Source organism: Nocardia vinacea (assembly GCF_035920345.1).
Taxonomy (GTDB): Bacteria; Actinomycetota; Actinomycetes; order Mycobacteriales; family Mycobacteriaceae; genus Nocardia; species Nocardia vinacea_A.
In genome coordinates this window covers 6070980-6089621 of the sequence record NZ_CP109149.1, presented here as the reverse complement: position 1 = coordinate 6089621, position 18642 = coordinate 6070980, and the positions used below count along the sequence as shown (strand labels likewise).

Sequence of the window (18642 nt, the reverse complement as noted above, 5' to 3'; positions counted from 1 at the left end):
TGCTCGAATTCGACCCGAATAGGGGAAAGGAAGTTACGTGCTAGACGTCAACTTCTTCGATGAACTCCGGATCGGTCTGGCCACCGCCGAAGACATCCGCCAGTGGTCCTTCGGCGAGGTGAAAAAGCCGGAGACCATCAACTACCGCACGCTCAAGCCGGAGAAGGACGGCCTGTTCTGCGAGAAGATCTTCGGTCCCACCCGGGACTGGGAGTGCTACTGCGGTAAGTACAAGCGGGTCCGCTTCAAGGGCATCATCTGTGAGCGTTGTGGCGTCGAGGTGACTCGCGCCAAGGTACGCCGTGAGCGGATGGGCCACATCGAGCTGGCCGCTCCGGTTACCCACATCTGGTACTTCAAGGGCGTGCCTTCGCGCCTCGGGTACCTGCTCGACCTGGCGCCGAAGGATCTGGAAAAGATCATCTACTTCGCCGCCTACGTCATCGTCGGCGTCGACGAGGAGCTGCGTCACAACGAGCTCTCCACGCTCGAGGCCGAGATGGAGGTCGAGAAGAAGGCGGTCGCCGATCAGCGCGACGCCGATCTCGAGGCCCGCGCCCAGAAGCTCGAGGCCGATCTGGCCGAGCTCGAGGCCGAGGGTGCCAAGTCCGATGTTCGCCGCAAGGTCAAGGACGGCGGCGAGCGCGAAATGCGTCAGCTGCGCGACCGTGCCCAGCGCGAGCTGGACCGGCTCGACGAGATCTGGAGCACCTTCACCAAGCTGTCGGTCAAGCAGCTCATCGTCGATGAGGTGCTCTACCGCGAGCTGATCGACCGCTACGGCGAGTACTTCACCGGCGCCATGGGTGCGGAGTCCATCCAGAAGCTGATGGAGAACTTCGACATCGACGCCGAGGCCGAATCGCTGCGCGAGACCATCCGCAGCGGTAAGGGCCAGAAGAAGCTGCGCGCGCTCAAGCGGCTCAAGGTTGTCGCGGCCTTCCAGGCCAACGGCAACTCGCCCATGGGCATGGTGCTCGACGCCGTTCCGGTGATCCCGCCGGAGCTGCGCCCGATGGTTCAGCTCGACGGTGGCCGCTTCGCCACCTCCGATCTGAACGACCTGTACCGCCGCGTGATCAACCGCAACAACCGCCTCAAGCGACTGATCGATCTGGGTGCGCCCGAGATCATCGTCAACAACGAGAAGCGGATGCTGCAGGAGTCCGTGGACGCCCTCTTCGACAACGGCCGCCGCGGCCGCCCGGTCACCGGACCGGGTAACCGCCCGCTGAAGTCGCTGAGCGATCTGCTCAAGGGTAAGCAGGGTCGTTTCCGTCAGAACCTGCTCGGTAAGCGCGTCGACTACTCGGGCCGTTCGGTCATCGTCGTCGGTCCGCAGCTGAAGCTGCACCAGTGCGGTCTGCCCAAGCTGATGGCGCTGGAGCTGTTCAAGCCGTTCGTGATGAAGCGTCTGGTCGATCTGAACCACGCGCAGAACATCAAGTCCGCCAAGCGGATGGTCGAGCGGCAGCGTCCCCAGGTGTGGGATGTCCTCGAAGAGGTCATCGCCGAACACCCGGTGCTGCTGAACCGTGCGCCTACCCTGCACCGCCTCGGCATTCAGGCCTTCGAGCCGCAGCTGGTGGAAGGTAAGGCCATCCAGCTGCACCCGCTGGTCTGTGAGGCGTTCAACGCCGACTTCGACGGTGACCAGATGGCCGTGCACCTGCCGCTGTCCGCGGAGGCGCAGGCCGAGGCCCGCATCCTGATGCTGTCCTCGAACAACATCCTCTCGCCTGCCTCGGGTCGTCCGCTGGCCATGCCGCGTCTGGACATGGTGACCGGTCTGTACTACCTGACCCGCCTGGAAGAGGGCGCGAAGGGCGAGTACCAGGCGGCCACCAAGGACGCACCGGAGCAGGGCGTGTACTCCTCGCCCGCAGAGGCGCAGATGGCGGTGGACCGCGGTGAGCTCACTGTGCGTTCGCTGATCAAGGTGCGCCTCACCGACCAGCGCCCGCCGAAGGCAATCGAGGCGGAGCTGTTCCCGGACGGCTGGAACCGCGGCGACGCGTGGATCGCCGAGACCACCCTCGGTCGCGTGCTGTTCAACGAGCTGCTCCCGGCGGACTACGCGTTCATCAACGAGCAGATGCCGAAGAAGCGTCAGGCCACGATCATCAACGATCTGGCCGAGCGCTACCCGATGATCGTGGTCGCACAGACCGTCGACAAGCTGAAGGACGCGGGCTTCTATTGGGCCACCCGTTCCGGCGTGACGGTCTCGATGTCGGACGTGCTCGTTCCGCCGGAGAAGACCGAGATCATGGAGCGCTACGAGGCGCAGTCCGATCAGATCGAGAAGAAGTACCAGCGTGGTGCGCTCGATCACCAGGAGCGCAACAACGCCCTGGTCAAGATCTGGCAGGAAGCGACCGAAGAGGTCGGTAAGGCGCTGCGTGCGCACTACCCGGCCGACAACCCGATCATCACGATCGTCGACTCGGGCGCGACCGGTAACTTCACCCAGACTCGTACCCTCGCCGGTATGAAGGGCCTGGTTACCAACCCGAAGGGTGAGTTCATCCCGCGGCCGATCAAGTCCTCCTTCCGTGAGGGCCTGACGGTGCTGGAGTACTTCATCAACACCCACGGTGCTCGTAAGGGTCTGGCCGACACCGCGCTGCGTACCGCTGACTCGGGTTACCTGACCCGTCGTCTGGTGGACGTCTCGCAGGACGTCATCGTGCGCGAGCACGACTGCGCCACCGAGCGCGGCATCGTGGTGCCGATCGCCGAGAAGCAGCTCGACGGCTCGCTCATCCGGGACGCGCATGTGGAAACCTCCGCGTACGCCCGGACGCTCGCGTCGGACGCGGTGGACACCAAGGGCAACGTTGTCGTGGCGAAGGGCGCCGACCTCGGCGACCCGGCCATCGAGGCGCTGCTCGACGCCGGTATCACCGAGGTGAAGGTCCGCTCCGTGCTGACCTGCACCACCGGCACCGGTGTCTGCGCCACCTGCTACGGCCGCTCCATGGCGACCGGCAAGCTGGTCGATATCGGTGAGGCCGTCGGTATCGTCGCCGCGCAGTCCATCGGTGAGCCCGGTACCCAGCTGACCATGCGTACCTTCCACCAGGGTGGTGTCGCGGGTGACGACATCACCGGCGGTCTGCCTCGTGTGCAGGAGCTCTTCGAGGCTCGTGTGCCGAAGGGCAAGGCGCCGATCGCGGAGGTCTCGGGTCGGGTGCGGCTCGAGGACGACGATCGCTTCTACAAGATCACCATCATCCCGGATGACGGTGGCGAAGAGGTTGTCTACGACAAGCTCTCGAAGCGTCAGCGTCTGCGTGTGTTCAAGCACGACGACGGCACCGAGCGTCTGCTCTCCGACGGTGACCACGTCGAGGTCGGCCAGCAGCTGCTGGAAGGCGCGGCGGATCCGCATGAGGTGCTGCGCGTGATGGGCCCCCGTCAGGTGCAGATCCACTTGGTCCACGAGGTCCAGGAGGTCTACCGCTCGCAGGGTGTGTCGATCCACGACAAGCACATCGAGGTCATCGTGCGCCAGATGCTGCGTCGCGTGACGATCATCGATTCGGGTGCCACGGAGTTCCTGCCCGGTTCGCTCACCGAGCGTTCCGAGTTCGAGGCTTCCAACCGTCGCGTCGTCGCCGAGGGCAATGAGCCGGCGGCGGGTCGTCCGGTGCTGATGGGTATCACGAAGGCGTCGCTCGCGACCGATTCGTGGCTGTCGGCGGCATCCTTCCAGGAGACCACCCGAGTCCTGACCGACGCGGCCATCAACTGCCGCTCGGACAAGCTCATCGGCCTCAAGGAAAACGTGATCATCGGCAAGCTGATCCCGGCCGGTACCGGTATCAACCGCTACCGCAACATCCAGGTCCAGCCGACCGAAGAGGCTCGTGCCGCGGCGTACGCGGTGCCGTCCTACGACGACACCTACTACAGCCCCGACAGCTTCGGCGCCACCACCGGTGCCGCGGTCCCGCTCGACGATTACGGTTTCAGCGACTACCGGTAATCGGTAGCTCTGTAGTCAGGCGATCGCCCCGCTCCAACAGGAGCGGGGCGATCGTCGTTTCTCATCGAGGTCGGCTGACATGCCGAGCAGCAGATTCACGTACTGAGCGCACTCGGTCTGTTCGTCCGGAGGTTGCGCGGTGGTGGGGTGGGTTTGTCACCATGAGGTGTATGCGGTGGTATGTGGCGGGCCTGGTCGGGTTGTTATTGGCCGCCGCCGGTGTGGCATCGGCGGACGGCCCGGGGCGCGCTTTCGATTTGCAGGCGCATCGGGGTGGGGCGGGGTTGGTTGTGGAGAACACGTTGGCCGCGTTCGCGAATGCATTGGAGCTCGGCGTCAGCACGTTGGAATTGGATGTGCAGATCACGGCGGATGGGTTTGCGGTGGTCACGCATGATCGGGATCCGAGTCCGGATAAGTGTGTCGATACCGCGCCCGCGTTTCCGAGCGATCCGAAGTTCCCGTATGTGCCTGGTGCACAGTTCATTCGGGATCTGACACTGGCTCAGGTGCGGACGATCGATTGTGGATCGAAGCGATCGGTCGCATTTTCGAATCAGCGAATCGCGCCGGGGGAGCGAATGCCGTTGCTGTCGGAGGTGTTCGAGCTGGTGCGGGCCTATCGAGCCGATGATGTAATGCTGAATGTCGAGACGAAGGTCGAGGCCGGGGCGCCGGAGCAGACCGCGCCGCGGGAGCAATTCGTGCAGGTGGTCGCGGCGGAGGTGCATCGGGCGAATTTCGAAAACCGGGTGACCATACAGAGTTTCGATTGGGGCGCGCTGATGCGGATGCGGCAGATGGCGCCGGAGTTGCCGATCGTCGCGCTCACCAACGGGCAGCAATTTCTGCAGGAAGGTCAGCCGAATGCGTCGCCTTGGTTGGGTGGGATCGATATCGATGACTTCCCTGGCACACTGCCGGAGAAATACGTCGTGGCCGCAGCGTCTTTCGGCGCGAATGTGCTGTCGCCGGTACACGGCATTCCGCAGGACGGCGCGGTCGCGGATCCTGGCTACGCGGCGTTCACGACCCCCGAACTGGTCCGTGCCGCACACGAGCACGGCATGACGGTGGTGCCGTGGACGGTGGATGATCGCCCCACCATGGCCGCGCTGATCGATCTTGGTGTGGATGGCCTGATCACCAATCGCCCGGACCTACTGCGCACCGTCCTTGCTGAGCGCGGCTACCGGCTGCCCAGGGCCTATCACCGCTAGCGGGCCCGATGACGCACTCGGGGGCAGGTTTTGCCTGCGATGTGGCACTTTTCCTCGAACCCCGCCGGTAGCCAGTTACCCGATTGCAAGAGCGGATGGCTCGGGAACTGAGTGTGTGCCGCGAGTGCGAAAATCAGTACGGCCCATGGGCTTTGGACCTGGAGGAGATGTGGATTGCCGTTTCGGTCCGGATAACGGCAGATCAGGCGGTCGGAACCGGGCATATCCACCATTTCCAGACCCGCCCAATGCACCGAGAACGAATGATCAACGTTGTAGCAGTACATCCGCCGGTCCGAAACCATTACCGAGCCGGGGCGTTCGGCCACCCAGCGCGGGCGCAGTCCGGCCTCGGCCTGGCGGCGTCGCGAGCGGTTCGCCATGGCATTGCCGAGATGGGCAGCGGCCACGAAGGACAGCGTGCCGACGGCCGTCACGCTGTTGCGATTCCAGGTTCCGTCCCCGACCGCCCGCCACTGAAACCAGACGGCGGGCCCCTCGGCCAGGCACAATTCGTCGGATTCGGTTCGGACCATGGTGGCCCGGGTCGGCAGTTCGGCAAGCCGGTCGTGCAGCAGGAAGTCGATGACACCGCAGGTGTACAGCAGATGGTCATCTGCCGCGGACCAACCCACCTGCTGCGCGATGATCCGATCGATATCGGAGGTCGGGTCGTACATCGGCCCTACCGCCCGATCGGTCGCAGACACATCGGCTTTTCCTCAGCTTTCCGCGCCAACGCCGTCATGCAATATCCAATCGCGATAGACATGCCACCGTTGTCAATTGTGCCCAAGCCGAGCCGATCGCGCGATCATCAGCCATGGTGCAAGGTTGTGTTCGTAGGCTGGTGCAGTCCGAAATCCGGGCCCGGCCACCGACTTCGAGACGGGATCCCACCTATGACGTATGGACAACAGCCCGGCTATGGCTACCTGCCGGCCGAGCCGCAGTTCGAACCACCGGCACATCTGGGCTTCGCGGTCGTCGCCACGATTATCGGCACGCTGACCTGCCTGGTGGGAACGGCGCTCGGGCTGGTAGCGATCGTCTTCGGTACCCAGGTGCATTCGAAGTGGATCGCAGGCGACGTCGCCGGCGCGCTGGACGCGTCGAAGAAGGCGAGAGGCTGGGCGATCGGAGCGATGGTCGCGAATGTGCTGTGCGTGGTACTCGGACTCGGCTACCTGGTCGTCACGCTCACCCAATCTTCTTCCTGACCCGCGGTGGACAACCGCTATCCCGCCGGGGTATGAAATTAGAACACGTTACAGTTCAGTGGGAGATGCGATGGATGACACGGCCATGGGCGATCTGGTGATGGCCGGATTTCAGAAGCTGGGATTTATCCAGTTCGCCGGTATCGAAGGAGTGGAGTTCAGCGCGGGCCGCAATGTCGTGACGATCGCGCCGAAGCCCGAACATCTCAACCACAACGGCGATCTGCATGCCGCTGTACTGTTCGGCTTGGCCGAGACCGCCGCGATGGGCGCGTCGATCTCGGGCATCGTCGATCTCATGGGTGAGACGTTCATCGTCGCCCGCGACGGCCGGATCGAATATCTGGCGCGGGCCAAGGGGGAGGCGGGGCCGTTCCTCGCGACCTCCGAGTTGACCGCCGAAACCCTGGAACGGGTGCGCGCCGATATCGCGGCGCGGGTCGATGTCGAGCTGGAGGTGCCGGTGGATATCACCGATAACACCGGAAAGTCCGTTGCCGCATCGGCATTCACGGCCGTCATCCGCCCAAGGCGGAAGTGACCGATTCGCCCGTTGACCCGGTCGGGAGGGCGGCCCGAGCGCGCGCCCTCCGGTAAACCACGTCAGCGCTCGCTGTCGAGCAGCGCCATCTGCGCTTCCGCATAACGCTCGCCCGCGATCTGATCCGCGGGCACCGCGGCCTCGATTGTCGCCAGTTCGTCGGCGCTGAGCTGGATATCCACGGCCCCAAGGGATTCCGACCAGCGCTGGCGAGTGCGCGCACCGAGGATCGGCACGATATCGGTACCCCGGGTCAGCACCCAGGCAATGGCCAGTTGTGCGACCGAAACATCCTTCTCCGCGGCGATGGTCGCGAGGGCGTCGACCAATTTCAGGTTCTGGTCGAGATTTTCACCCTGGAAGCGCGGGCTGTGGGCGCGGAAGTCGGTCGGCGCGAAGGTCGCACCCGGGCGAACCGAATCGCTGAGCAGACCACGCGACAGCACACCATAGGCCGTGATGCCGATGCCGAGTTCCCTTACCGCAGGCAGGATTTCGGCCTCTATCCCACGCGAGATCAGCGAATATTCGATCTGCAAATCGGCGATCGGGTGCACGGCGGCGGCCCGGCGAATGGTGTCGACGCCGACCTCGGACAGGCCGATGTGCCGGATATAGCCCGCCTCGACGAGTTCGGCCATCGCGCCGATCGTCTCCTCGATCGGGACATTCGGGTCCAAGCGCGCGGGACGGTAGATGTCGAGGTAATCCACGCCGAGGCGCTGCAGGCTGTAGGTGAGGAAGTTGCGCAGCGCGACAGGTCGATTGTCGGTGCCGCCCCAAGTGCCGCCCGGCCCGCGCAGTGCGCCGAACTTCACGCTGAGCACCATGTCCTCGCGGGGACGCTCGGCAATGGCCTTGCCGATCAGCATCTCATTGTGACCAGCGCCATAAAAGTCGCCGGTGTCGATCAGGTTGGCGCCGGAGTCCAGTGCGGCGTGGATGGTGCCAATCGATTCGGCGTCGTCGGCGGCGCCGTACATGCCGGACATGCCCATGGCGCCGAGTCCGATGCGACTGACCGCCGGGCCGGTATTGCCGAGCTTGGTGCTGAGCTTCGATGTCGTCATGGGACCAGCTTGGCCCCTGTGCACGGGCCGCGGCAGAGATCGCTTATCGGGGGATCGGCGATCCCTGGCTGGCCCGCGCGTATTGCGGGACAGTGGTGCCATGGACCGATCCGAACTGGCAGATTTCCTACGCAAGCGTCGCGAACAGCTGACGCCCGTGGACGTCGGGCTGCCACCGGGGGTGCGTCGCCGTACGCCGGGCCTGCGCCGGGACGAGGTGGCACTGCTGGCGGGCATGTCCACCGACTACTACACCCGCCTCGAACAGTCCCGCGGCCCGCGTCCGTCCACCCAGGTACTGGCGTCGCTGGCGCGGGCGCTGCGCTTCAGCAATGACGAGCGCGACCATCTGTACCACCTGTGCGATCACGCCCCGCCCGGGCAGGAGTCCGCCGACAAACATGTCGGTCCCGGGATCATGCACGTGCTCGCGAAGCTGGACGACACAGCTGGCACGGTCATCACCGACCTCGGCGAGGTTTTGGTGCAGAACCGCATGCACACCCTGCTCGTCGGCGACCACGCGAATCGGCGCGGCTGGGACCGGTTCTATGCCTGGCGCTGGTTCACCGATCCGCAGTCGCGTTCGATCTTCCCCGAGGACGACTGGGATCGGTTGGGCCGCAACCACGTCGCGGATCTGCGCGCCACTGCGGCGCGCCGATCCGGCGATGCCGACGTCACCGAATACGTGAGCCGATTGCGTTTCGCGAGTACGGAATTCGAGCAGTTGTGGCACGAACACCAAGTGGCGGTGCGGACTTCGGATATCAAGCGGATCCTGCACCCCGAGGTCGGCGTGATCGATACGGTCTGCGAAACCCTGCTGACCCCGAACGCGGCACAGCGACTACTGGTCTATATGCCGCGTCCGGGCACCGATGCCGCGGAGAAGCTGGATCTATTGCGCGTCATCGGGACGCAGCGCCTGCTACCGCACGACGACATCGGCTCGCTCAGGGATTGAGATCGAAGTAATCCATCGCCGCCTGAACGGCCGGTTCGCCACCACCGGCGGACAGACCGGCGAACGCACCGATGGTCCCGCCGACCACGGTCATAACCGGGACGGTGATGAAGTCGAAGACGAAAAGACCGAGCGGGAAACCGAGGACGAATCCGATGGCCGCACCGATAGCGGCACCGGTCAGCACCTGCGGCATGGACTTCTCGACCTGATCGAAGAAGCGCTCCTCGGTGCTCACCTCCCGCACCGGGTCATCGGTCGTGCTGATAGGCGTGAGCGAGAGCCGGGTGCCCGCCTCATCGATGGTCGGCACCAGATCGATCCGATGTCCGGCGATCTTCACTGCGGTCGGCAGTGCCGCGACCACCTGTCCGCTGGGATCGGTCAGCGAGATGACCTTGTTGTCGCGGACGAGGTCCCAGCGGCCCTCGGAAATGGTCGTCACCACGGCGTGGCGGTTCTGCGCCGCCGCGACGTGATAGCCGATGTGCTGGAAGACACCCTGCAGGTCGAGTGGTACGTCGGCGGTCGAATTCGGTGCGGGCGGTGCGGGTTCCGCGTGTACGACGCCGGTGCCGATCGTGGTGGCCGCGAGCGCAAGCAGTGCCGTCGCGGTGATTCTGGAGATCCTCATCCTGCTCTTTCATCCGACCACCGGCGCGGAATGTCCGGTTTGCTCCGGACGAAGATACCGTTTCGTGATCGGATGTTGAAGGGTTTCCTCCCCGAATTCCAACGCATTAGGGAAAGTCCCGATTGTTTTGTGTTGCTTCGGATTCAGGTCCTGGCCGAGCCCATGCGACGTTTACGGGGCTTCAGATGCAGACCGGGCAGCGGTGGGGCCGGAATGCGCTGTTCCGGCGTGTGCCCCGCGATATCGGCGAAACGCTCGACATCGTGCTTCTCCCAATCGTTTCGGGCCGCGACTATGTCCTCATGGCTGCGGCCGACGAAGTTCCACCACATCACCAGCTCCTCACCGAACGGCTCACCGCCGATGAGAGCGAAGTGTGCGCCCTCGGCGCTGCTCAGCCGCAGTTCGTTGCGTCCGGTGCCCAGGTAGAGCAGTGGGCCAGCGGCGATTTCGGTGCCATCGGCCGTGACCTCGCCCTCGACCACCATGAGCGCGTGCTCGAAATCGGGATCGAGGGCGATGGCGGTATCGGTGCCCGGTTCGATTCGCACATCCGCGCCGACGATCGGTGTGTACGCCTTGGCTGGCGAGGTCAGCCCGGCGAACGTGCCGATCAGCACGATCGCTCGCACCCCGGGTGCCTCGTAGACCGGCAGCTCACGATGCTGTTCGAAATGTGGATCGATCCCGAGGCTGTTGCCGGGCAATGCGATCCACAGTTGCAGGCCGTGCCCGGCGTGCGCCGCCGCGACGCCGTATTCGGAATGCGCGATGCCGCGTCCCGAGGTCATCAGATTCAGCTGTCCCGGCTCGATCTCCACATCGGAGCCGATCGAATCGCGGTGGCGGATGCGTCCGTCGAACGGCCAGGTCACCGTCTGCAGTCCGATATGCGGATGCGGATCGATATCCGGTGACGCACCCGTCTTGGTGACCGTGGGCGAGCCGAAGTGATCGAGGAAGCACCAGGCGCCGACGGTCGGCAGATCACGTTGCGGCAGTACGCGTTCCACGTAAACGCCGCGCACCCCGCCGAGCGGGACCTCGCGCGCCGGATAGAGCTCCGCGACCGGACCGGAACCCGGTGTCGCCTCGCAGACCGCTTCCTCCGGATGCGGATCGAGATCGCTCACGCCTGCGCCTCGCCGGCGCTCGGCTCCGGCATGACCGACCTTGTCGCTGTGTTGATTGTTCGCTCGCTCATCGGGTGACGCCCTTGCCGACCACATGCTCGTCGTATTGCGGATGCTTCTCCAGGTAGGCCTTGATGAACGGGCACAGCGGCCGGATCACCCGGCCGCGGGCGACCGCATCCTCGACCGCGTGCTTGGCCAGAACGGTGCCGAGGCCCTTACCGGAGAACGCGCCATCGATCTCGGTGTGGATGAACACCGTCTCGTCGTCGCGCTCCTCGTACTCGGCGAATCCGGCCAGTTCGCCGCCGTAGAACACCTCGTAGCGCTTCTTTTCGTCGTTGCGAACGACGTTGCGCTCTGGGGTCGATTCGGTCATGGTCGACTTCTCCTTCGTCGGGCGTACCGGGTGCTTGCTCAGGATCGACACGCGGTTGAACGCGCCGATCGTGGTGGCGACCCAGAGGATCGCCGAGACCTGCTCATCCGATAAATGCTCCCGTGCCAGAGCGTACTCACGGTCCATCGTGGCCTCGTCCGGCAGCGTGGTGGTGAGTTCGGCAAGTGCCAGCGCGGCCCGCTCCTGCGGCGTGTACAGCTCGGTCCGCCGCCATGCGGACAGTACGGCGAGTTCGCGCTCGGTGGCCCCGGCCGCGACGGCGGCGCGATGGTGCACGTCCAGGCAGTAGGCGCAGCCGTTGATCTGCGAGACGCGCACGTTGATCAGTTCGATGAGCCTGCGGTCGAGTCCGGCCGCGGCACCGGCCGCGCGGACCGCGCTGGCCACGGTGTTCAGCGCTCGAAACGCCTCGGGTGTCTGCTTGTCGATGAACACGCGGCTGCCGGAGGACTCCATGGTCCGGATATTAGAGCAGCACGGTGCCCGGACTGCGGTCCGGTTCCCCGCGCTGCGCTGGGGATCAGGCGACCTCGTGGAATCGCCGGAGTTGGAACGGCTCGATCAGGATCTCGTTCAATACGACCGCGGCCTCCTTCAGATGCGGAGTTTCGAAATGCGTCGCGAGCGCCGCTTCGTCGACCCACTCCTCGAGCAGCACCACCCGGCTCGGATCGCTCGGGTGCAGGTACAACTCGTAGGCGATGCAGCCCGCCTCGGCGAGCGTCGGCGCGACCAAATCCTCGAGCGTCTCGCGCAGTTCGGTCTCGTGACCGGGCTTGGCGGTGAATCGGACATTGAGCGTCAGTGTGGACACCGATGCCTCCTGATCTGCTGTGTGGTGCTATTTCGAGCGACCTGCAAGCAATCGCTACGACGGGTCGTTCCCGGCCGACGGAGGGATCTTGATCCCTTCGCATGGTTGTGTGAGTGCGGCCGGTTTGACGGCGGCGGTCTTGCCCTCGTACAGGTCGATCTTGTAATCGAGTACGGCCAGGGTCTGACGGAGTTCGTCGATCTTGGCGAGCACCTCCGCGCGGGTATTGCGGAACATCTGCAGCCGCTCGGGCACGGTGGATTCCCCTTCTCGCACCAATTCGGCGTAGCGGACCATGTCCGCCACCGACATCCCGGTGGTGCGCAACCTGCCGATCAACGCCAACCACTCCAGATCGCGATTGCTGAACCGCCGCTTCCCGGCGTGATCGCGCCCGATGTAGTTCATCAGCCCGATCCGCTCGTACCAGCGCAGCGTGTCGCGACTCAGTCCCGACCGATCGGCCGCCTCGCCGATCGAATACTGCGGCTTCTCCCGATCCGCATCGACAACTTGCTGATCACCGACAACCTGACCTACGGCTCCACCCACTGCACTCGCCCTTCTCGATGAACACAACCGACGTTAGCCACTTGGAGCGCACTCCACGCAAGCCTCAATTCTGCCGAACATCGGTTTTACTTGCAGCCGTGCCTGTACAGCTGGGGTAGTGACCGGACGCTGTCATCGCCGCGCATCCAATGCGCGACGACGACCAGCGTGCCGCTGCGGACTCAGTCGCGCCTGGGCAGCTCCTGCACGGCCCATTTGTTGCCATCGGGGTCGGTGAAGAAGGTGAACAGGCCCCAGCCCATATCCACCACCGGCGACGCCTCCACTCCCGCCGCGACCAGCTGCTTGTACGCGTCCTCAGCGCTCGCGACGACCACCTGCATGCCTTCGACGCTGCCCGGTGCGGCGTCGGTGATGCCCTCACCGATGCAGATGGAACAGCCGGAGCCGGGTGGGGTCAGCTGGACGAAGCGCAGGCTCTCGTCGACGCGGTGGTCGTGGTCGGCGTTGAAGCCGATCTTGGTGTAGAAGTCCTTGGCGCGGTCCACGTCGGTCACCGGAATTGCGACCAGTTCGATTTTCCAATCCATCTGCTGATTATTTCGAGTGACCTGCAAGCAGTCACTAGCGGAGGCATCCCACCCGCTCAACGGCGAGAACGGGTTTTCACACCTACCCTGGTGACATGCCAGGTAAGAACATCGACCGGATCAGGGCCCGCTCGGCCTGGGCCACGGTCAAGGAAAGCCCCGTGATCACCGCTATCGCGGTGGCGCCGTTCGTGCTGGCGCTCGGCGTCGTGTGGTGGCTGCTCGGCGGATTCGCCGCGTTCGTGCTGCTCGTCGTCCTCGGCGTCGTCGTGGTCGTTGGCGGCAAACTATTGCACTGACGCCGTCCGCGATCAGCGCGGGATGTGGAAGCGCACCAGATCGCCGGTGCCCTCGTCCACCTGCGCCCACGGCCGGTCGAATTCGAGCACCGCCAGCGCCGACGTGGGGAACTTCCGGCTGAGCTCGATCGCCGGATCGGAGTCGCGATTGCTCGCCAACTCCCATGCTGTCCACGGCATTCCGGGCGCATGCCCGATGACCAGCAGCGTCGTGACATCGTCATCGCTCAGCTGGACCAATTCGATGAGTGTGCGCGGCGACGCCTCGTAGATGCCCGCCTCGTAGACCACCGGCGCGGTAACTCCGGTGGCGGCAAGTGTTTCCCGCGTGCGGGTGGCGGTCGAGCAACGTACCGCATCGATCGGCGGCAGGGTCTCGCGTAACCACTGACCGGCAAGTCCGGCCTCGCGCTGACCACGCGGAGCGAGCGGGCGCTCGTGATCGGAGATACCGTCGGGATAGGACGACTTACCGTGCCGCATGAGGATCAGAGTCCGCACCATGGAGATACCGTAAGCCCTCCGGAGGAGAGGCCTCGAACACACTCGAGGCAAACTGAAAGCGGCATCACATCACGGCGCCACGTGGAGCACCCTCCGCCGGCACCGCGACGATGACGCTCCCGACCACTCCCGACCCCCTTGGGTGGCTATAGCCCAGGTACATTTTCGAGGATCTGCACAATATGGCCTACGTAATCACGCAGCGTTGTTGCAATGACGCCAGCTGCGTCACTGAGTGCCCGGTCGATTGCATCCGTCCCACCCCGGACCAGCCGGAATTCGCGACGACCGAGATGCTCTACATCGACCCCGACACCTGTATCGACTGCGGTGCCTGCGTCGACGCGTGCCCGGTGGAGGCCATCTTCTCCGAGGATGATCTGACCGCGTCGCTGGCCAGGTTCCGTGACATCAACGCCGCCTACTTCGAACGGCATCCACTCGAATCGAACTTCGATCCGATCGTCACGCCCGCGCGTCCGCCCAAGGAACTCGGCACACTGCGCGTCGCGATCGTCGGCGCGGGTCCCGCGGCCTGTTACGCGGCCGACGAACTGCTGCGCCGCTGTGATGTCGAGATCGAGATGTTCGATCGGCTGCCGACGCCGTGGGGTCTGGTGCGCGCGGGCGTCGCCCCAGACCACCCGGGCACCAAGACGGTCTCCGGGCTGTTCGAGTCGGCCTTCCGGCGCGAGACGCTGCAGTACTACCTCAACGTGGAGGTCGGCACGCGCATCAGCCACGAGGAACTGCTCGCTCACCACCACGCGGTTATCTACGCCGTTGGCGCGTCCTCCGACCGCCGTTTGGGCGTGCCGGGCGAGGATCTGCCTGGCAGCCACTCGGCGACCGAATTCGTCGCCTGGTACAACGGCCATCCGGACTACGCGGATCGCAAGTTCGACCTGTCCGGTGAGCGCGTGGTGATCGTCGGCAACGGCAATGTCGCGCTGGATGTCGCCCGCGTGCTGACGGTGGGCCCGGACGAACTCGCCAAGACCGATATCGCCGACCATGCCCTGGATGCGCTGCGCGGCAGCAATATCCGCGAGGTCGTCGTGCTCGGTCGGCGCGGTCCGCTGCAGGCGGCCTATACCTCGCCGGAATTCCTGGCACTGACGCATCTGAAGGGCGTCGATGTCGTCGTCGAGGAGGCCGACCTGACGCTCGACCCGGGCAGTCAGGCGCTGCTGGACGATCCCGAGGTCGAGCCGTCGCTGGAGCTGAAGTACACCCTCGCCAAGGAATACGCGGCGGGGCGGCGTGATCCGGCCAATAAGCGGATCGTCTTCCGCTACCTGGTCTCGCCGACGGCATTGCACGGTGCCGATCACGTCGAGTCGGTGGAGTTCGCGCACAACGAATTGGTCAGTGAGAACGGCCAATTGGTGGCGCGGACGACCGATCGCAGCGAAACCCTGGACGCCGGACTGGTTTTGCGTTCCATCGGCTACAAGGGTGAAGCGATCAAGGATCTGCCGTTCGACGAGCGCCGCGCTGTCGTTCCCAACGAGCACGGCCGGGTCATCGGCGAAGACGGTGTTCCGGTGCCCGGTGTGTACGTGAGCGGCTGGATCAAGCGCGGTCCGCGCGGTGTCATCGGCTCCAACCGCACCGACTCCGAGGAGACCGTCGAGCACCTCCTCGCCGACTTCACCACGGGCAAACTCGGTGTGCCACAGGCCGATCGGGCCGCGCTGAAGGCGCTGATCGGACAGCGGCAGGCCGATCTGGTCGACCGTGAGGGCTGGAAGGCGATCGATACGGCGGAGAAGTCCGCGGGTAAGGCGTCGGGCCGTCCGCGGGTCAAGCTCACAACCCGTGAGGATCTGCTCAAGGCCGCACGCGGCTGAACAGCGACCGGCTCCGTTCCCAGTGAACGGAGCCGGTTTTTCTTTACAGGGGCATGATGCGCACGACGGTCGTGGTCGTGCCGCCGACCACGAACCACAACCGCAGCACCGGCCGTCCGGAGCGGTCGCCGGGTTCGTAGCGGCTGCGCACGGTGACATGCTGACGAGCCAGCACTGGCGCGACGTACTCGATCACCGCGCGATGAGGCCCCGCGACCAGCTTGGGGTATTCGACCAGGAACTGTTCCACCGCCTGCCAGTAACAGGCATTGTTGACGTGGTTGTACTGGTCGATATCGGTGGCCCGCACCGGGAACGGCATATCGGTATCCGATTCCGGCGGGGTGGCGTCGGTGAGATAGGGCCGCCAGCGCAGGCGGTGCTCACGGGTGGTCTGCGCCAGGTAGGAGAGGCCCTCATCGCTGATCCTGGCGGGCATATTGTTGGACTCGCTGATATTGATCCAGAAGCCCTCGGTCTCGATCAATCCGCCGTTCGCGCTGGTGATGCGCACCCGCATATTCGTCCACCGGGTGGACATGCTCGAACACCACCGCAGCAGCCGCACCTCGTCGGGCCACAGGATCGGCCGGATGACGTCGATGACCGTGCGACGCACGATCCAGCTCGGGTCGGTCGTATGCAGATTCGTCTGTTGCAGTTGTTCCCAGGCAATGTCCTGCAGATAACGTGCGACGGCGTCGAACCGCAAGCGGTTGTACGGATCTACATCGCCAGCCCGGATGGGCCACGCCGACGCAAACCCCATGCCCTCCTGGGGAAGCGGGGCGAGTGGCTGATCGAGTGACACTGGTGCTCCTCGCGCTGCACGGTGTGCCGCGTTCTCTTACGCTGCTGTTCTGAGACGACTTTACGGGGCGTACGTCACACCCTCGCGTCGAGCCGCCTCTACTCACAGTTGTCGGTCCCACGGGGCAGTATGGGGCCATGCCCGACTCCGACCTCCCCGCAAAACTCGGCAAACCGGCCGAACGCGCCCTGGCCGCCGCCGGAATCCGCCGCCTGGCCGACCTGACCGCATGGACCGAACGTGATCTCGCCGCACTGCACGGCGTCGGTCCCACCGCCATTGCCAAACTCCGTACCGCCCTCGCCGAACGCGGCCAGAGCTTCGCCTGAGCGCTCCACCGCGGCGATCACCTCGGTACTATGCCCGGGGAGGACCGAGGGGAGCGGGTCTGGCCTCGGCGCTCATGGAGATCCACCGCGCGGGCATGGTGCACCGCGACCTCTAACCGACCAATGTGCTTCTCGCCGAGACGCCCAGTACGCCCTGTTCGCCAACAGTCGATGACGCTTTGTTCGCTCACCGTCAGTAGCCGCGGTATGCGCCACCGGAATTGACCGCGGCGACACCTGGCACATTGCCGAGCGATCCGTATGTGTCGATCGAATACCGAACCCCGGCGATGATGTTGTCGACCGGATTCCAGATATCGTCGTGGCCGGGCGCTTTGTAGGCGTTGAAAGTGCTATCGATGGTCTGCATGAGTCCTTTGGAAGGATGCCCGGCCACCCAGTTACTGTCCCAGCGGTTTTCGGCGTACGGGTCGCCGGCCGACTCGTGCTGGATGATCAACGCGATCGCGTTCTCATCGATATCTTTCGGGTCGTAACCCATGGCGATGAGCGCCTTCTTCGCGTCCTCGATCCACTTGGCCATATCGCCGCTCGGCTTCGCCCCGGTTGGTGCGCTGGAGCTGGTACCACCGGAATACAGCGAGCTCGAAGGGGATCCGGAGCCGCTGCCATTGTGGTTGCTCGACACATAGCTCGGCTTGCTCGTGTTGGAGGTGGACGTAGTTGACGTCGCTGTTGTGCTGGTGTTCTGTGTCTGCGGCGTAACGGCAGCGGGGTCGCCGAGGCCGTCGTAGGCGGTTTGGAGTTTCTTGACGGCCTGATCCACCGACTGTCCAGCTCGATCGGCCGCGGCTTCTGCCGCCGCCAGCGCGTTGACGATCTGCGTTTGCCAGTGCGCGGCGTCCAGGGCGGCCTGAACGGTGAGTCGGTTGGCTTCGGATTCGTTCAGATTCGCCTTGTACCAAGCGATTCGGTCATTGGCATCGACTGTGCCGTCCGCAGCGACATGGAAGCCCGGCTCGGTATTCGTGCCGGGGGCCGTGGAGGTCGGGTTGGTAGCCAGATCACGCAGTGACAGCACGTTCTGCTTGGTCTGGTTCAGGTTGCCCACCTCGGCGGTGAAGGCTGTCTGGAGATCGTGCACCGCTTGACTCACCACGGAAGCGCGGGTCTTTTCGGTTTCCATTCGAGTGTTGGCCGCAGCAGCGGCGACGCCGGACCACGTCTTGTCGGTGCCCAGTTCGGCCGTGTCTTCGGTGCCCTTGCGGATCGCGGTGTCCAGATCCGTCGAGAGCTTGGCTGCGTTATTCGCTGCGGTGGTGAGGTGGTCGGGTTCCCACTTGGCTACGTCGTCGATGGTGAGGGTCATGGGAGTTGCAGGCCGATCGTCTTCAGGCTGTTCGTGAAGTCGGTCTCGGCGACTTCGAAGGCGCCCGCGACGTTGTGGGTGATCGAGGCGATCTTGTCGAGGCGCTCGCCGATTCGGGTCAGGCTGCGGTTGACGGTGTCGGTGGCGGATTGCACGGCAGTTCCGAATTGGGTGCCGGGCAGTGCGTTTACCGCGATGTTGAAGCCGTCACCGACATTGAGTTTCTTGATGCCATTCGCCTCATCGCCCAGACTCTTGGCGAATGTCTGCAGCGCGCCCGCATCGACCCGCAACGTTCCTGGGTCTATTTGGTCTACCACGAAAAACTCCCCCTTCGTCCCCAGCTCAGGTCGCGGTCAGCATAGCAAAAACGGGTGGTGTGGACAGGGGCCCGACGGTGGGTGGTTAGGTTGGTCAGGGCGT

General features: G+C 64.7%; 20 protein-coding genes and 1 pseudogene. 8 read left to right on the top strand and 13 right to left on the bottom strand.

Going from position 1 to position 18642, the window contains the following annotated elements:
• Positions 1-37: 37 nt before the first annotated feature.
• Together OIE68_RS27595 and OIE68_RS27590 are read left to right on the top strand one after the other, a co-directional pair.
• Entirely contained in the window at positions 38-3991 is a 3954-nt protein-coding gene (locus tag OIE68_RS27595) for a DNA-directed RNA polymerase subunit beta' (protein ID WP_327093986.1), read from the top strand.
• 170 nt (positions 3992-4161) lie between these two features.
• Complete coding sequence (locus OIE68_RS27590) at positions 4162-5211, top strand: glycerophosphodiester phosphodiesterase family protein (protein WP_327093985.1); 1050 nt, start codon at positions 4162-4164, stop codon at positions 5209-5211.
• Here OIE68_RS27590 and OIE68_RS27585 read toward each other — a convergent pair.
• Entirely contained in the window at positions 5208-5921 is a 714-nt protein-coding gene (locus OIE68_RS27585) for a hypothetical protein (protein WP_327093984.1), read from the bottom strand. The two genes, OIE68_RS27590 and OIE68_RS27585, sit on opposite strands and share 4 nt — an antisense overlap.
• Positions 5922-6113: 192 nt before the next feature.
• Here OIE68_RS27585 and OIE68_RS27580 point away from each other — a divergent pair, with 192 nt between their 5' ends.
• Both OIE68_RS27580 and OIE68_RS27575 read left to right on the top strand, forming a co-directional pair.
• Positions 6114-6431 (top strand): CD225/dispanin family protein, encoded by a 318-nt coding sequence (locus tag OIE68_RS27580; RefSeq protein WP_327093983.1) that lies wholly within the window; start codon positions 6114-6116, stop codon positions 6429-6431.
• 70 nt (positions 6432-6501) lie between these two features.
• Positions 6502-6972, top strand: a complete 471-nt coding sequence (locus tag OIE68_RS27575) for a PaaI family thioesterase (RefSeq protein WP_327093982.1) — start codon at positions 6502-6504, stop codon at positions 6970-6972.
• A 62-nt stretch (positions 6973-7034) separates the two neighbouring features.
• Here the strand turns inward: OIE68_RS27575 and OIE68_RS27570 are convergent, their stop codons facing one another.
• Positions 7035-8042: an aldo/keto reductase gene (locus OIE68_RS27570; RefSeq protein ID WP_327093981.1), complete on the bottom strand. Its 1008-nt coding sequence runs from the start codon at positions 8040-8042 to the stop codon at positions 7035-7037.
• A 100-nt stretch (positions 8043-8142) separates the two neighbouring features.
• On the opposite strand from OIE68_RS27570, the gene OIE68_RS27565 reads away from it, so the two are divergent.
• Positions 8143-9009, top strand: a complete 867-nt coding sequence (locus tag OIE68_RS27565) for a helix-turn-helix transcriptional regulator (protein WP_327093980.1) — start codon at positions 8143-8145, stop codon at positions 9007-9009.
• Here OIE68_RS27565 and OIE68_RS27560 read toward each other — a convergent pair.
• The 7 genes and pseudogenes from OIE68_RS27560 to OIE68_RS27530 all read right to left on the bottom strand — a co-directional run bounded on the left by OIE68_RS27560 (position 8999) and on the right by OIE68_RS27530 (position 13093).
• Positions 8999-9643, bottom strand: coding sequence for a hypothetical protein (locus OIE68_RS27560; RefSeq protein ID WP_327093979.1), 645 nt, complete (start codon positions 9641-9643; stop codon positions 8999-9001). The genes OIE68_RS27565 and OIE68_RS27560 overlap by 11 nt on opposite strands.
• 143 nt (positions 9644-9786) lie before the next feature.
• Positions 9787-10776 carry a pirin family protein gene (locus OIE68_RS27555; RefSeq protein WP_327093978.1) on the bottom strand — a complete coding sequence of 330 codons (990 nt, stop codon included), beginning with the start codon at positions 10774-10776 and terminating at the stop codon, positions 9787-9789.
• Positions 10777-10843: 67 nt separating this feature from the next.
• Entirely contained in the window at positions 10844-11155 is a 312-nt protein-coding gene (locus OIE68_RS27550; RefSeq protein ID WP_327101823.1) for a GNAT family N-acetyltransferase, read from the bottom strand.
• An 18-nt stretch (positions 11156-11173) separates the two neighbouring features.
• Positions 11174-11632, bottom strand: a pseudogene (locus OIE68_RS27545) (carboxymuconolactone decarboxylase family protein); the annotation flags it as partial.
• Between the two features lie 64 nt (positions 11633-11696).
• The gene (locus tag OIE68_RS27540) at positions 11697-11990 is read right to left on the bottom strand and encodes a putative quinol monooxygenase (protein ID WP_327093977.1); all 294 of its coding nucleotides are present in this window, start codon (positions 11988-11990) and stop codon (positions 11697-11699) included.
• Positions 11991-12044: 54 nt separating this feature from the next.
• Positions 12045-12542: a MerR family transcriptional regulator gene (locus tag OIE68_RS27535; RefSeq protein ID WP_327093976.1), complete on the bottom strand. Its 498-nt coding sequence runs from the start codon at positions 12540-12542 to the stop codon at positions 12045-12047.
• A 182-nt stretch (positions 12543-12724) separates the two neighbouring features.
• Positions 12725-13093: a glyoxalase superfamily protein gene (locus OIE68_RS27530; protein WP_327093975.1), complete on the bottom strand. Its 369-nt coding sequence runs from the start codon at positions 13091-13093 to the stop codon at positions 12725-12727.
• A gap of 95 nt (positions 13094-13188) precedes the next feature.
• Here OIE68_RS27530 and OIE68_RS27525 point away from each other — a divergent pair, with 95 nt between their 5' ends.
• Positions 13189-13392: a hypothetical protein gene (locus tag OIE68_RS27525; protein WP_327093974.1), complete on the top strand. Its 204-nt coding sequence runs from the start codon at positions 13189-13191 to the stop codon at positions 13390-13392.
• 12 nt (positions 13393-13404) lie between these two features.
• Here the strand turns inward: OIE68_RS27525 and OIE68_RS27520 are convergent, their stop codons facing one another.
• Positions 13405-13896, bottom strand: coding sequence for a histidine phosphatase family protein (locus OIE68_RS27520; protein ID WP_327093973.1), 492 nt, complete (start codon positions 13894-13896; stop codon positions 13405-13407).
• A 182-nt stretch (positions 13897-14078) separates the two neighbouring features.
• Between OIE68_RS27520 and OIE68_RS27515 the strand changes: the two genes are divergently transcribed.
• Positions 14079-15749 carry an FAD-dependent oxidoreductase gene (locus OIE68_RS27515; protein WP_327093972.1) on the top strand — a complete coding sequence of 557 codons (1671 nt, stop codon included), beginning with the start codon at positions 14079-14081 and terminating at the stop codon, positions 15747-15749.
• A 43-nt stretch (positions 15750-15792) separates the two neighbouring features.
• Here the strand turns inward: OIE68_RS27515 and OIE68_RS27510 are convergent, their stop codons facing one another.
• A complete protein-coding gene (locus tag OIE68_RS27510; protein ID WP_327093971.1) occupies positions 15793-16560 on the bottom strand; it encodes an acyl-[acyl-carrier-protein] thioesterase in 768 nt (255 codons plus the stop codon).
• 137 nt (positions 16561-16697) lie between these two features.
• Between OIE68_RS27510 and OIE68_RS27505 the strand changes: the two genes are divergently transcribed.
• Positions 16698-16889, top strand: coding sequence for a DNA-binding protein (locus OIE68_RS27505; protein WP_327093970.1), 192 nt, complete (start codon positions 16698-16700; stop codon positions 16887-16889).
• A gap of 193 nt (positions 16890-17082) precedes the next feature.
• Here the strand turns inward: OIE68_RS27505 and OIE68_RS27500 are convergent, their stop codons facing one another.
• Complete coding sequence (locus tag OIE68_RS27500; protein WP_327093969.1) at positions 17083-18219, bottom strand: transglycosylase SLT domain-containing protein; 1137 nt, start codon at positions 18217-18219, stop codon at positions 17083-17085.
• Complete coding sequence (locus OIE68_RS27495) at positions 18216-18539, bottom strand: ESX-1 secretion-associated protein (RefSeq protein WP_327093968.1); 324 nt, start codon at positions 18537-18539, stop codon at positions 18216-18218. Before OIE68_RS27495 ends, OIE68_RS27500 begins: the two co-directional genes overlap by 4 nt.
• Positions 18540-18642: the final 103 nt, after the last annotated feature.